Annotated in this window: 14 protein-coding genes and 2 tRNA genes; 10 read left to right on the top strand and 6 right to left on the bottom strand. The window is 33.2% G+C overall.

What is annotated here, in order from left to right; all coding sequences use genetic code 11:
- Window positions 1-43 precede the first annotated feature (43 nt).
- Window positions 44-652 carry a peptide-methionine (S)-S-oxide reductase MsrA gene (msrA, locus tag BSF42_RS06425; RefSeq protein ID WP_095952276.1) on the bottom strand — a complete coding sequence of 203 codons (609 nt, stop codon included), beginning with the start codon at window positions 650-652 and terminating at the stop codon, window positions 44-46.
- Window positions 653-659: 7 nt separating this feature from the next.
- Window positions 660-1,214 carry a peptide-methionine (R)-S-oxide reductase MsrB gene (gene msrB, locus BSF42_RS06420; RefSeq protein ID WP_095952275.1) on the bottom strand — a complete coding sequence of 185 codons (555 nt, stop codon included), beginning with the start codon at window positions 1,212-1,214 and terminating at the stop codon, window positions 660-662.
- A 331-nt stretch (window positions 1,215-1,545) separates the two neighbouring features.
- Here msrB and idi point away from each other — a divergent pair, with 331 nt between their 5' ends.
- The 8 genes from idi to BSF42_RS06380 all read left to right on the top strand — a co-directional run bounded on the left by idi (window position 1,546) and on the right by BSF42_RS06380 (window position 5,415).
- Window positions 1,546-2,073, top strand: a complete 528-nt coding sequence (idi, locus tag BSF42_RS06415; RefSeq protein WP_095952274.1) for an isopentenyl-diphosphate Delta-isomerase — start codon at window positions 1,546-1,548, stop codon at window positions 2,071-2,073.
- A 21-nt stretch (window positions 2,074-2,094) separates the two neighbouring features.
- Window positions 2,095-2,505, top strand: a complete 411-nt coding sequence (locus BSF42_RS06410) for a 6-carboxytetrahydropterin synthase (protein ID WP_095952273.1) — start codon at window positions 2,095-2,097, stop codon at window positions 2,503-2,505.
- A 3-nt stretch (window positions 2,506-2,508) separates the two neighbouring features.
- Window positions 2,509-2,967: a peroxiredoxin gene (locus BSF42_RS06405; protein ID WP_095952272.1), complete on the top strand. Its 459-nt coding sequence runs from the start codon at window positions 2,509-2,511 to the stop codon at window positions 2,965-2,967.
- A 48-nt stretch (window positions 2,968-3,015) separates the two neighbouring features.
- Window positions 3,016-3,984, top strand: coding sequence for a type I phosphomannose isomerase catalytic subunit (locus BSF42_RS06400; protein ID WP_095952271.1), 969 nt, complete (start codon window positions 3,016-3,018; stop codon window positions 3,982-3,984).
- A 57-nt stretch (window positions 3,985-4,041) separates the two neighbouring features.
- Window positions 4,042-4,308 carry a hypothetical protein gene (locus tag BSF42_RS06395; protein ID WP_012022371.1) on the top strand — a complete coding sequence of 89 codons (267 nt, stop codon included), beginning with the start codon at window positions 4,042-4,044 and terminating at the stop codon, window positions 4,306-4,308.
- 76 nt (window positions 4,309-4,384) lie between these two features.
- Window positions 4,385-4,458, top strand: a tRNA-Thr gene (locus tag BSF42_RS06390).
- A 108-nt stretch (window positions 4,459-4,566) separates the two neighbouring features.
- A tRNA-Thr gene (locus BSF42_RS06385) sits at window positions 4,567-4,640 on the top strand.
- Window positions 4,641-4,956: 316 nt separating this feature from the next.
- Complete coding sequence (locus tag BSF42_RS06380; protein ID WP_095952270.1) at window positions 4,957-5,415, top strand: hypothetical protein; 459 nt, start codon at window positions 4,957-4,959, stop codon at window positions 5,413-5,415.
- Between the two features lie 81 nt (window positions 5,416-5,496).
- Here BSF42_RS06380 and BSF42_RS06375 read toward each other — a convergent pair whose 3' ends face one another.
- From BSF42_RS06375 to htpG, 4 genes are all read right to left on the bottom strand, one after another.
- Window positions 5,497-6,225 (bottom strand): DUF4369 domain-containing protein, encoded by a 729-nt coding sequence (locus BSF42_RS06375; RefSeq protein WP_095952269.1) that lies wholly within the window; start codon window positions 6,223-6,225, stop codon window positions 5,497-5,499.
- A gap of 135 nt (window positions 6,226-6,360) precedes the next feature.
- Window positions 6,361-7,185: a hypothetical protein gene (locus BSF42_RS06370; RefSeq protein ID WP_095952268.1), complete on the bottom strand. Its 825-nt coding sequence runs from the start codon at window positions 7,183-7,185 to the stop codon at window positions 6,361-6,363.
- Between the two features lie 159 nt (window positions 7,186-7,344).
- Window positions 7,345-8,610, bottom strand: a complete 1,266-nt coding sequence (locus BSF42_RS06365; protein WP_095952267.1) for a patatin-like phospholipase family protein — start codon at window positions 8,608-8,610, stop codon at window positions 7,345-7,347.
- Between the two features lie 166 nt (window positions 8,611-8,776).
- Complete coding sequence (gene htpG / locus BSF42_RS06360) at window positions 8,777-10,660, bottom strand: molecular chaperone HtpG (protein ID WP_095952266.1); 1,884 nt, start codon at window positions 10,658-10,660, stop codon at window positions 8,777-8,779.
- 201 nt (window positions 10,661-10,861) lie between these two features.
- Between htpG and BSF42_RS06355 the strand changes: the two genes are divergently transcribed.
- Together BSF42_RS06355 and BSF42_RS06350 are read left to right on the top strand one after the other, a co-directional pair.
- Window positions 10,862-11,359, top strand: a complete 498-nt coding sequence (locus tag BSF42_RS06355; protein ID WP_095952440.1) for a lipocalin family protein — start codon at window positions 10,862-10,864, stop codon at window positions 11,357-11,359.
- Window positions 11,360-11,377: 18 nt separating this feature from the next.
- Window positions 11,378-12,073 (top strand): OmpA family protein, encoded by a 696-nt coding sequence (locus tag BSF42_RS06350; protein ID WP_095952265.1) that lies wholly within the window; start codon window positions 11,378-11,380, stop codon window positions 12,071-12,073.
- Window positions 12,074-12,133: the final 60 nt, after the last annotated feature.

The raw sequence follows: 12,133 nt of genomic DNA, 5'->3' as shown, positions 1-12,133 counted from the left end.
TATAAAAAAGGGAAATGAATTAGTTCATTTCCCTTTTTCTTTTTTATTTCTTTTTGAGTTTGTCTTTAAAAACTTTTTCAAACTTTTCCAATTTCGGCTGAATCACCATTTTGCAATATGGCTGATTTTTATTGTTTGCATAATAATTTTGATGATAATCTTCGGCTTTATAGAAAACTTTAAAAGGTTCAACTTTAGTCACAATCGGACTTTTGTACACTTTTGCTTTATTTAATTCTGCAATAATGCTTTCAGCGGCTTTTTTCTGTTCGGCATTTTTATAAAAAATTACAGAACGGTATTGTGTTCCCACATCAGCGCCCTGACGATTTAATGTTGTCGGATCGTGAACAGTAAAAAACACTTTAAAGATTTCATTAATATCAGTCACATTTTTATCATAAGTAATCTGAACCACTTCGGCGTGACCTGTTTCTCCAGTGCAGACTTCCTCATAAGTAGGATTCGCAGCTTTTCCGCCAGAAAATCCAGAAACAACAGATTTTACTCCGTTTAAATCTTCATAAACGGCTTCAACGCACCAATAACAGCCACCTCCCAAAGTAATGGTTTCTAGATTTGAAGCTTTTTTATTTTGTGAAAACCCATTCAAGGAAAGGGCAAAAAAGCATATTAAAAGTATATTTTTCATAAATAAATTATTTAGAATCAGGAACAAAGTCTAGAGCAATGGAGTTCATGCAGTAGCGTTTTCCGGTAGGCGCAGGACCGTCATCAAATAAATGACCTAAATGGCCGCCGCAACGACCGCACAGTGCTTCAATTCTTTCCATTCCGATAGAATTATCTTCTTTAAAAATTACACTTTTTTTGTCCTCTTGTTCAAAGAAACTCGGCCATCCGCAACTACTAGAGAATTTTGCTGTAGATCTAAAAAGTTTGTTGCCGCACGATGCACAGTAATATGTTCCTTTTTCGTCGGTATTCCAATATTTTCCTGTAAAAGGTCTTTCGGTGTCCGCTTCACGCATCACTGCATAAACATCTTCGGGTAATACTTTTTTCCATTCTGCGTTACTCACATTCAATTTTGTAGTATCGGTATTAGAATAATAAGGATTCCCAGATTTAGTAATGATATTATTTTCCATAGAAGTTGATTTTGTCTGCTTTTTAGTGTTTTGCCCGCAAGCCTGTAAAATAAAAAGCGGTAATAAAAAGCAAAGGCTGATAAATTGAGTTTTTGATTTCATAAACAAATAGTAAAAGTTTAATGGATTAAAATCAGGTATTTTTTGAGGCTTTAAATTTAGTCTATCAAAGATACGGTGAGATTTGGCTCAAAATGCTGACTTTAAAATAATTCAGATTTTTTTAAGTGTGTTTTAACTTTTTATTAGTTACGTAAAATAATACAATGTAGTTTTTATGTCTTAATTTTAACAGCTTTTAATTTCTAGACCGAATTTATAACATTGTAAATCAGAAAAATAGAAATTAGGAAAGGGTTTAGAATTTTTACAATTGTAATCAAGATTTTTAAGCCATATCTTTTTTTGTATTTTTGTTTGATTAAGAAGTACTATGACAGAAGAAAACGTAATATTAGTCAATCAAAATGATGAGCAGATTGGTTTAATGCCAAAATTAGAAGCACACGAAAAAGCGCTTTTGCATCGTGCATTTTCAGTTTTCGTTTTAAATGAAAATAATGAAATTATGCTGCAGCAGCGAGCGAATCAAAAATACCATTCTCCTTTGCTTTGGACAAATACATGCTGCAGCCATCAGCGTGAAGGCGAAACCAATATTGAAGCTGGAAGCAGAAGATTGTTTGAAGAAATGGGGTTTAAAACAGATTTAAAAGAGCTGTTTCATTTTATTTATAAAGCGCCTTTTGATAACGGATTAACCGAGCATGAATTGGATCATGTAATGATTGGATATTACAATGAAAATCCGAATATTAATACAGAGGAAGTAGAAGACTGGAAATGGATGAAAATCGAAGATGTAAAATCTGACATTCAGAAACAGCCCGAAATATATACCGTTTGGTTTAAAATAATTTTTGATGAATTTTATCATTATTTAGAAGATCATACACTTTAACCAGACTAACCAAAAACCTAGATGAGAGTAACCATATCAAGAAAAGCACATTTTAATGCTGCACATCGACTACATCGAAAAGATTGGTCATTAGAAAAAAACACCGCTGTTTTTGGAAAATGCAACAATCCTAATTTTCATGGTCATAATTATGGTTTAACAGTAAGTGTTACAGGAAAGATTGACCCGGAAACTGGTTTTGTTTTAGATGTGAAAGTATTAGCGGATATTATACGAGAAGAAGTAGAAATTCCGTTTGATCACAAAAATCTAAATCTGGACGTTCCAGAATTTTTAGATTTGAATCCAACCGCAGAAAATATTGCTGTTGTGATATGGAATAAAATTAGAACAAGAATTCAGCCCGAGTTTGATTTGGAAATCGTGCTGAATGAAACCGAACGCAATTTTGTAACTTATAAAGGAGAATAAAAAATGTCATTAAAAATAGGAGATATAGTTCCGAATTTTACTGCGAAAAACAATCATGGAGAAATTTTTGAAAGCCAAAGTGTTTTAGGAAGAAAACCTTTGGTAATTTATTTTTATCCAAAAGATAACACACCTGGCTGTACAACAGAAGCCTGCAGTTTTCGGGACCAATATGAAGATTTCAAAGATTTGGGAGCTGAGGTAATCGGAATTAGCAGTGATAGTGTGAAGTCGCATCATAAATTTGCCGCTAAATACCAATTGCCTTTTATTTTGCTTTCAGATCAGGATAAAAGATTAAGAAAGCTCTTTGGTGTCCGTAACAATTTATTTGGACTCCTTCCGGGTCGCGTTACCTATATTATAGATAAAAACGGTTTGGTGATTTCGATATTTGACAGCGTAAATGCGGCCAAACATATACCAAAAGCTTTAGAAACCGTTAGAGAGTTAGTATTATAAATGCTATCAGATTAGAATTAATTAAACAAATATATTAGCCTAAAAAACATGAGCCAAAATTTATACCCATTACAATTTGAACCGATTTTGAAAGAAAGAATCTGGGGAGGAGAAAAACTAAAAACAATACTGAATAAGCCAATCGTTTCTAAAATTACTGGTGAGAGCTGGGAATTATCTACTGTAGAAGGAGATGTAAGTGTGATTGCAAATGGAGATCTAAAAGGAAAATCTTTAATGGATCTTATTAATGATACGCCAGATGCGCTTTTAGGAACTAAAGTTTACGAGCGTTTTGGAAAACAATTCCCGCTTCTTTTTAAATATCTTGATGCTAGGGAAGATCTTTCGATTCAAGTTCATCCAAATGATAAATTGGCTAAAGAACGTCACAGCTCATTTGGAAAAACAGAAATGTGGTATGTAATGCAGGCAGATGCAGATGCTAGAATTATTGTTGGTTTTAAAGAAGATTCTAGTAAAGAAGAATATTTAAAACATTTACAAGACAATACTTTGGTTTCGATCTTAGACGATGTAAAAGCAAAATCGGGAGATGTTTTCTTTTTAGAAACAGGAACAGTTCATGCTATTGGTGCAGGTTTGGTTGTTGCAGAAATTCAGCAGACATCGGATATTACATATCGTTTGTACGATTTTGATCGTGTAGATGCAAACGGAAATAAAAGAGAACTTCACGTAGATTTAGCACTTGACGCAATCAACTATAATAAAGTAGATACGCAGAAAAAATACGAGTCTAAAGCAAATACATCAAACACAGTTGTTGACTGTCCGTATTTTACAACCAATTTTATTCCGTTAGAAGATAAAGTTGAAGTTTCTAAAACTGGCGAAACTTTTACGGTTTATATGTGTATCGAAGGTGATTTTGAAATTGAATACGATGGTTTTAAACAAGCCTATAAAAAAGGAGATACAGTTTTGGTTCCAGCTGCGATTAATGCATTTAATTTAAGCGGAAAAGCTTCTATTTTAGAAATTTACATTTCATAGCATTAAATTTGAGGATTATGTGTACTTTTGCAAACGCAAATTAAAATTATAATAAAAATGGCAAACGTTAAAAATTTAAAGAAAGACATCAACTTCGTATTAGGAGATATTATTGAGGCAGTTTACTTGTTTGAGATGTCAACAACAGGAAATCCAACTCCAGAAACGAATGCTTTGATCGATGAAGCTATTGCTGCATTCGATACTTTGATCACAAAAGTTAACGCAAAGAACGTTGAAAATAAAAAAGCACACTTCAAACAAATCAATGTTGAATTAGAACAAACTGCTAATCAATTGATTGAAAAAATCAACGCATTGTAAGCAAAAAAAAGTGTAAAAAAGTGCAAATTTATTTTGGGAAAACGAAAAACCGCTTTATATTTGCACCCGTAATGAGGCCGATGTAGCTCAGCTGGCTAGAGCAGCTGATTTGTAATCAGCAGGTCGTGGGTTCGAGTCCCTCTATCGGCTCAACGGAAACCATCACAGAAATGTGGTGGTTTTTTTAATTATAGAGAGAGGTGTGAAATTTTTTTTGGAATATTAAAAAACAATTTTATCTTTGCACCCGAAATAAACGCCGATGTAGCTCAGCTGGCTAGAGCAGCTGATTTGTAATCAGCAGGTCGTGGGTTCGAGTCCCTCTATCGGCTCAAAAAACCATTCACATTGTGAATGGTTTTTTTTTTTGCTCAAATTTGAAGTTTCAGGTTTCAAGTTTCAGGTTTCAAGTTTCAAGTTTCAGGTTTCAAGTTTCAGGTTTCAGGTTTCAAGTTTGCTGTGTGGAATCTGAATTTATTATTTCGTTTTAAATATAGCGTCTGGTTTCAACCGTTAGTAAAATTTTATCGTATGATATTTGAATCGTATTGGAATTTGGAATTTATTTTTTTTGGAATTTTTCTTTCTAATATTAACTTTAAGAATATTTTTCCTATGTTTGTTAGATAACCTAAAACATTAAAACTAATGGAAGAAATTTCAGCATTTGAAAAATTTGAATTGCAGTTAGACTCTGCGGCAAAAGACTTTTTAAAAGAAACAGCTAAATGGGCTTATTTCTTGTCGATTATCGGTTTTATCGGAATCGGATTTTTACTTTTAATCGCTGTTTTTGCAGGAACAATCTTTTCTGCTATGGGAAGTTCAATGCAGGGAATGGGAGGCATGGGCGCATCTTTTGGAGCAGCTATGGGAGCAGCATATTTTTTAATGGCAGCCCTTTATTTTTTTCCAGTTTATTATTTGTTTAAGTTTAGTTCGAATGCAAAAAAGGCATTCAAGGATAATGATTCAACGGCTTTGACAGATTCATTGGGTTATTTGAAATCGCATTACAAATTTTTCGGTATTTTAATGGTTATCCTTTTAGGGATCTATGCATTGATATTTGTATTTGCGATCCTTGGAGGTTTAATGGGAAAATAATTCTAAATCAGTATTTAGATAATAAACAAAAAAAATGCCCTGATAATTTCAGGGCATTTTCTATATAAATGACATCAGAAATTATTCTGGTGTTTGTGTCGGCTGCTGTTTTTTTAAGTCGCCAACATATTTTGTTAGTTTCTTTCCGTAAAAAGATTTAGCTACTTCTGGAGTCATCGATTTTTGAATAGTATCTAAAAATCTCAAATTGATGTCGTAGATCTCTGCTAAAGCAATATAAGGTGCTACCTCATGGTCTTTGTTGTTTAAGGCAAAATTTGTTGCGTACAAGTATTTTCTTTTGATATTGTTTTCTTGTAGTTTAGTGATGCTGTCTACCGCTTTTTGATCTTGTCTTTTTATTGCTCTAAAACGAGGTTCAACCAATGAAAGATTCTCGTCGATGAAACGACCGTTTATTTTTGCATACTGCTCGTATAACTCTTGATTTTTTGATCCTGTAATTTTAGCACCAGAAATGTAATTGTCTAAGTTCGTTTCAATAGTAATATTTCCTGGTTCAGCAAAGAATAAAATATTATTGTCTAGTGAATTGGTTACACCGCGATCTAAGAATAAATACAGCATTTCTGGAGAATCTAATGTGATATTGCTTTCAAAAGCAGAACTACCATCTATTTTAATACTGTCAATTGCGACAAGTGATGTATCAACAATTCTTTGGATGTATAAAGTTCCTTTTTTTAGACCTTTTATATTTCCAGTAATATGTACGTTACCAGTAGTTTCTTTTTTGCTGCATGATGCAAGTAAGACAAGAGTAACAAAAGCAATTAATGTTTTTTTCATTGGTGGGTTATTAGATTTTGGGTGCAAAATAAAGAAAATAGTTTAAATGTTTAGAGGTCCCAGTTTTATTTTTATAAAAAAAATAAATCCCAATCTTTTTAAAAATTGGGATTTAAAGTATAGTAAGAAAAGGTTTTAGAAGGAAAGATTAAATGAAGTGCCGTTTTCGTGTGTGTAAATGTAAAAAGAATCACAGGTGTCATTTCCATAATCAACAACGCCGTTCAAAATACCTCCTTTAATTTGTAATTGTCCTTTCGAAATAAAAAGACAGGAATATCTCTTAATTAAAGTTTCTTTTACTGTCAAAGTCAAAGTCGTTCCGTCGGCAGCGGTTACGGTATGCGTTCCCTCTGGAATCTCATAAACATTGTCTGTTAATACAAAAGGAGTTTCAACACCAGCGGTTTGTTTCGTAGTGTAAATTCCGGAATTGTTGTATACTTTTCCTTGGTTATCTGTAAGTTTACCATTTATTACTTTTCTAGTCCATTGCGGTACTGTTGCTACAGTTGTAATATTGGTATATTCTATCGTTCCTTCTAGTTTTATGCCGCTCATAGAATAATCTATCCTTTCAATAGTCATTTTGCTGCCTGTATTAATTATTGGTCCAGAAAGGGTAATTTTTAGTTTTCCTTTTCTAATTATATTATTATCCGTGCATCCAGTTCCGAAATCCACTAGAAATACTCTAGGGTATTGTGTTCCGTTTGGTGTTGTAACGGTGATAGTGGCACATAAGCCAACAGGAGTTTCGGCAGTTTTTGCTGCTGCAGGAGTTGAGGTTACAAACAGACCCGTATTAACATCCATTTCATTAGCGGCGTCAACAGCAAGTGAGGCGCCAACTGTAGTTATGTCTGTTGAGGTAGTGTTTTCATTATTATCGCTTGAACATGAAACGGCAATAAGTGTTGCGGCACAAATAGTTGTGACTAAAATAGCGGTTTTTTTCATAGTGGTATTTGTTTTGGGTTAGATAAAAAAGGCATTCAAATGTAATAAAAAAATGAATCGCAATAAAAAATCCTGCAATGGTTTAACTGCAGGATATTATAACGATTTTACGAAAGAAAAATTATAGATAATAATTTGATTATGAATTGTATGTAAATATTAGACTGATTTGTAATAATCACTTTTTGCCTTTCTGATTTTTTTGTATTCTTCCCAATTAAAACGATTTAAAAAGTCGGCAGCATTTTGTGCGCCGCGAATAAAAAGATCAATTTTGGCATCGTCGGTCAGATTAAAATTTAACCAATTATGGCTTCCAGTGTCAATGTACCCAATTAGGTTTTTGAAATCTGGATTTTTTCTTAAAAACTCAGCATCATAACCATATCTCGCTGTGTCAAACATTGAACTTATTAAACTGGGAAATTTTTCATTTTTGTTGATCTCATTTTTATCGTAGCCGAGTTTAATTCCAAAAGTTGGTGAAGCAGGAACATTAAGATTTTCGTGAAAAATATCAATTGGAAAGTTTGAAATAATTCCACCGTCCATAAACATAACTTCAGATGGGACAGAAGTACGCAAACAGGTTGCCTCGTTCCATTTATTCCAAGCATCGACTCCGGTCGGAATATTTTTAATTTTAAAAGGAGTAAAAAATAACGGAATCGACATTGATGCGCGGACAAAATCGGCTGGATTTTGGACTTCTGGATTGGAGTAAAATAAATCCATCATTTTGGGAAAAACAATTTTACTTTCGGTAGTAATATCGGCGGCGATTATGGCCATTTCGCTCCAGTGATCTACACGTTTGTACTCTTCTTTGTCGCCGGAATTGACTTTATTTATTCGATATAATTTATTTTTATCTGAAACGCCTTTCTCTCTTAATGCTTTTAGATCAGCATAATTTTTTATTCCTTTTTGAGAAAGTAAATTGGTCATCCATTGATGAAAATTATTTCCTGGATTTAAACCCAGATCATCTTTAAAATTATCGACAACCTGATAGCCTTTTATTATTAATTTTAGGTTTCCGGCATCACTCAATAATGCATCGATAAACTCCCGGGCATCGCGGTCTCCATCTACAAAATCATACAAATTTTTGTTGCATAGACAATCTAAAATCCATTCAGATTTTTCTACATCGCAAGTTCCTGCGGCCGCCATCAGCATTGTATTAATGCTTCCTGCCGAAGTTCCCGCCAAACTTAGAAATCGGATTCCCATTTTTTCCAAAACATAAACATATCCAATTAATGCAATTCCGAGCACGCCGCCGCCTTCCTGTACAAGATCTACGTATTGGTAGTTGTTGTTGTCTGTAATGTCTGAGAATTTTTTGTTTTTGATTTGATCTTTTAAATCTTTAATAATTGCTAGAATTGCCCCATTCTCTGTAAATTTTCTTTTATCCATGATTTCTAGAATTTATATTTTTATTAATTCGTTGATTTTCAAAAATATACAAATAATTTTATTAAGAATAGGGGATAATCGCCCTTTTTTTGAAGGGGTTTTTTACAGCAAAAAAAATCCCGCAAAAGTTAATTTGCAGGATTTTTAAAATATTATTTTCAGATGCTTATTTAATCATCTCAAAACTTCTTTTTACGAAAGCTGTAAGTGCTTCTCCTTTTAATAAGTTTTGCGATAATTTAGCCAAATCTAAAGCTTGTTTTACCAAATGCTCTTGATGTGTTTTATCTTCTGTATTTAAAATGCTTGACGCTAAGTCAGAATTAGTATTTACCACCAAATTGTACATTTCCGGCATATTACCCATTCCAAACATTCCGCCTCCGCCTGACTGGCTCATTTCTTTCATTCTACGCATAAATTCTGGCTGCGTAATGATGAATGGAGCTGCCTGGCTGTCCATTGCTTCTAATTGTACGCTGTAAGCTTTAGGGATATAAGCTTCTAATGACGTTTTTAAAGTTTCTTTTTCTTCGTCAGATAACTTAGAAATTTTGTTTTCTTCTTTCTTGATTAAATTATCAATATGATCAGAATCCACACGAACAAAAGTTAAGTCGCTGTTGTCGCCTTCAATTTTTTGAATCAAATGTGAGATAATTGGAGAATCTAAAAGCAATACTTCGTAGCCTTTCTCTTTTGCTGACTCAATATAAGAGTGCTGTGCATCTTTGTTTCCAGCATAAAGAACTACAAGTTTACCATCTTTATCTGTTTGGTTTTCTTTTAGTTTTTCTTTTAATTCCTCTAAAGTAAAATATTTGTCGTCTACAGTTGGGTATAAAACAAATGCTCCTGCTTTTTCGTAGAATTTATCTTCAGAAAGCATTCCGTATTCTAAAACGATTTTAATATCATTCCATTTTGCTTCAAAGTCAGCACGGTTTTCGTTAAATAAAGCTTTCAACTTATCAGCTACTTTACGAGTGATATAGTTTGAAATTTTCTTAACAGCACCATCAGCCTGTAAACCAGAACGCGAAACGTTTAATGGAATATCTGGAGAATCAATTACACCTTTTAACATCGTCAAGAATTCAGGTACAATTCCTTCTACGTTATCCGTAACGTAAACTTGGTTTTGGTACAACTGAATTTTGTCTTTTTGGATTTGCATATCCGAACCTAATTTCGGGAAATACAAAATACCAGTTAAGTTAAACGGATAATCTACATTTAAATGAATGTTGAACAACGGATCTTCAAACTGCATTGGGTACAATTCTCTGTAGAAGTTTTTGTAATCTTCATCAGATAATTCAGAAGGCTGTTTTGTCCAAGCTGGGTTTGGGTTATTGATAATGTTGTCAACTTCAAAAGTTTCATTAACGTAATCTTCTGGAGCATCTTCTGGTTTAGGAAGTGTTTCTGTTCTAGTTCCAAATTTAATTGGAATAGGCATAAACTTATTGTACTTATTTAATAAACCGCTGATTTTTGAATCATCTAAAAACTCCAAAGAATCTTCTGCAATGTGAAGAATAATTTCAGTTCCGCGTGAAGTTTTGTCAGCAGGTTCTAAAGTAAATTCTGGACTTCCGTCACATGTCCAATGAGCAGCTGGTTCGTCTTTGTATGATTTTGTAATGATTTCAACTTTTTCTGCCACCATAAATGCAGAGTAAAAGCCAAGACCAAAGTGTCCGATAATTCCAGAATCTTTAGCAGAATCTTTGTATTTATCTAAGAATTCTTCAGCGCCAGAGAAAGCTACTTGATTGATGTATTTTTCTACTTCATCAGCTGTCATACCAAGACCTTGATCGATAATGTGGATTTTTTTACCTTCTTTGTCCACTTTTACCTCGATGATCGGGTTTCCGTATTCAACCTTAGCTTCGCCAATGCTGATAAGATGTTTTAATTTTAAAGTAGCATCAGTACCATTAGAAACAAGCTCGCGTAAGAAAATTTCATGGTCGCTGTATAAGAACTTTTTAATTAAGGGAAAAATGTTTTCTACTGAAACATTAATTTTACCTGTTGCCATATTTTTTAATTTTTATTTAATGTGATGATTTTCACTTGTTCAAATAGAATACCAATTGTATTGTGAGTGACAAAATGTCGGAATGTTAATTTTGAAAGAAAATAAATAGATTGTAAAAGATATTTTAGTGTAATGAATCGTATATTTGTGGTACAATAATTGTTAAAAAGACAAGTATTAATCTATAAAAAATTGTACAAAATGAAGAAAGGTATCTTAATATGCATGATTGCCGCTATGTTTTTTGCGTGTAAATCTGCTTCGTCGACAGCTTCAACAGACACAGCGCTTTCAACTAAACTTGACAAGAAAACCCAAGTCGCTTTAAAAGGAAATTGGGTTCTTACTAATGTATCATATCCAGGTTCGGATTATATCAAAGTAAACTCATTTGATCTTGCAGATTCAAAATGTTTTATTGGAAGTACTTGGAGTTTTATTTCCAATAATAATAAAGGAACAATGGCTTTAACATCGCCAAGCTGTACAGCATTTTCTTCTCCAATTGTTTGGAGTATCAACAATCAAGGTTTGCTAGTTCTTAAAATTCTTGATGCGGGCGAAAAAGCTAAAAAAGTAAGAGATGGTTATTTACTTAAAGTTGGAGGTGTAACTGAAACTTCATTTCAGTTAATCGATAACATTAACGTTGGTGGTCAGGTTAAAGACGTGGTTTACCAATTTCAAAGAGCTAATTAATATTTAAAGATATAAAAGATGAGAAAGATAACTGTTTTAGGTTTAAGTAGTTTATTGGTTTTAACTAGTTTTTTTACTAGTTGTGATTCAGTAAAAAATGCAAATAATACACAAAAAGGAGCTGGAATTGGTGTTGTTGCCGGTGGTGTAATTGGTGCCGTTTTAGGTAATAATTTAGGAAAAGGTGGAAACGCCGCTTTAGGTGCTGCAATTGGTGCTGCCGTTGGTGGTGGAACTGGTGCACTTATTGGTAACAAAATGGACAAGCAAGCTCGTGAAATCGATCAGGCTCTTCCAGGTGCTTCTGTAGAAAGAGTTGGTGAAGGAATTCACTTAACTTTGAATGAAAATTCAGTTCGTTTTGATACTAATAAATCAACTCTTACAACTCAGGCAAAAGCTAATTTAGATAAATTGGTTCCTGTATTTAATGATTACGGAGATACAGATATTCAAATTTTTGGATATACTGACAGTACTGGAAAGCCAGAATATAATTTAACTCTTTCAGGACAAAGAGCAGCTTCTGTTCAGGCTTATTTAGTTTCTAAAGGATTAAAATCTAGCCGTTTCAAAACTTCAGGTTTAGGAATTGCAGATCCTATTGCAACAAATGATACTCCAGATGGAAGAGCTCAAAACCGTCGTGTTGAATTTTCAATTACAGCAAACGACAAAATGGTAAATGACGCAAAAGCGGAAGCTGGAAAATAATTTCTCCATAAAATAAAATATAAAAAAAGCTGTTTCTTAATTGAAGCAGCTTTTTTTTGA

Source organism: Flavobacterium sp. ACN6 (genome assembly GCF_002304005.1).
GTDB lineage: Bacteria > Bacteroidota > Bacteroidia > Flavobacteriales > Flavobacteriaceae > Flavobacterium.
This window is presented reverse-complemented; position numbering and strand designations above follow the sequence as displayed.

Excerpts from the sequence above, each read along its gene's own strand:
- msrA (WP_095952276.1), bottom strand. The coding sequence starts at position 652 with ATGAAAAATATACTTTTAATATGCTTTTTTGCCCTTTCCTTGAATGGG.
- msrB (WP_095952275.1), bottom strand. The coding sequence starts at position 1,214 with ATGAAATCAAAAACTCAATTTATCAGCCTTTGCTTTTTATTACCGCTT.
- idi (WP_095952274.1), top strand. The coding sequence starts at position 1,546 with ATGACAGAAGAAAACGTAATATTAGTCAATCAAAATGATGAGCAGATT.
- BSF42_RS06410 (WP_095952273.1), top strand. The coding sequence starts at position 2,095 with ATGAGAGTAACCATATCAAGAAAAGCACATTTTAATGCTGCACATCGA.
- BSF42_RS06405 (WP_095952272.1), top strand. The coding sequence starts at position 2,509 with ATGTCATTAAAAATAGGAGATATAGTTCCGAATTTTACTGCGAAAAAC.
- BSF42_RS06400 (WP_095952271.1), top strand. The coding sequence starts at position 3,016 with ATGAGCCAAAATTTATACCCATTACAATTTGAACCGATTTTGAAAGAA.
- BSF42_RS06395 (WP_012022371.1), top strand. The coding sequence starts at position 4,042 with ATGGCAAACGTTAAAAATTTAAAGAAAGACATCAACTTCGTATTAGGA.
- BSF42_RS06380 (WP_095952270.1), top strand. The coding sequence starts at position 4,957 with ATGGAAGAAATTTCAGCATTTGAAAAATTTGAATTGCAGTTAGACTCT.
- BSF42_RS06375 (WP_095952269.1), bottom strand. The coding sequence starts at position 6,225 with ATGAAAAAAACATTAATTGCTTTTGTTACTCTTGTCTTACTTGCATCA.
- BSF42_RS06370 (WP_095952268.1), bottom strand. The coding sequence starts at position 7,185 with ATGAAAAAAACCGCTATTTTAGTCACAACTATTTGTGCCGCAACACTT.
- BSF42_RS06365 (WP_095952267.1), bottom strand. The coding sequence starts at position 8,610 with ATGGATAAAAGAAAATTTACAGAGAATGGGGCAATTCTAGCAATTATT.
- htpG (WP_095952266.1), bottom strand. The coding sequence starts at position 10,660 with ATGGCAACAGGTAAAATTAATGTTTCAGTAGAAAACATTTTTCCCTTA.
- BSF42_RS06355 (WP_095952440.1), top strand. The coding sequence starts at position 10,862 with ATGAAGAAAGGTATCTTAATATGCATGATTGCCGCTATGTTTTTTGCG.
- BSF42_RS06350 (WP_095952265.1), top strand. The coding sequence starts at position 11,378 with ATGAGAAAGATAACTGTTTTAGGTTTAAGTAGTTTATTGGTTTTAACT.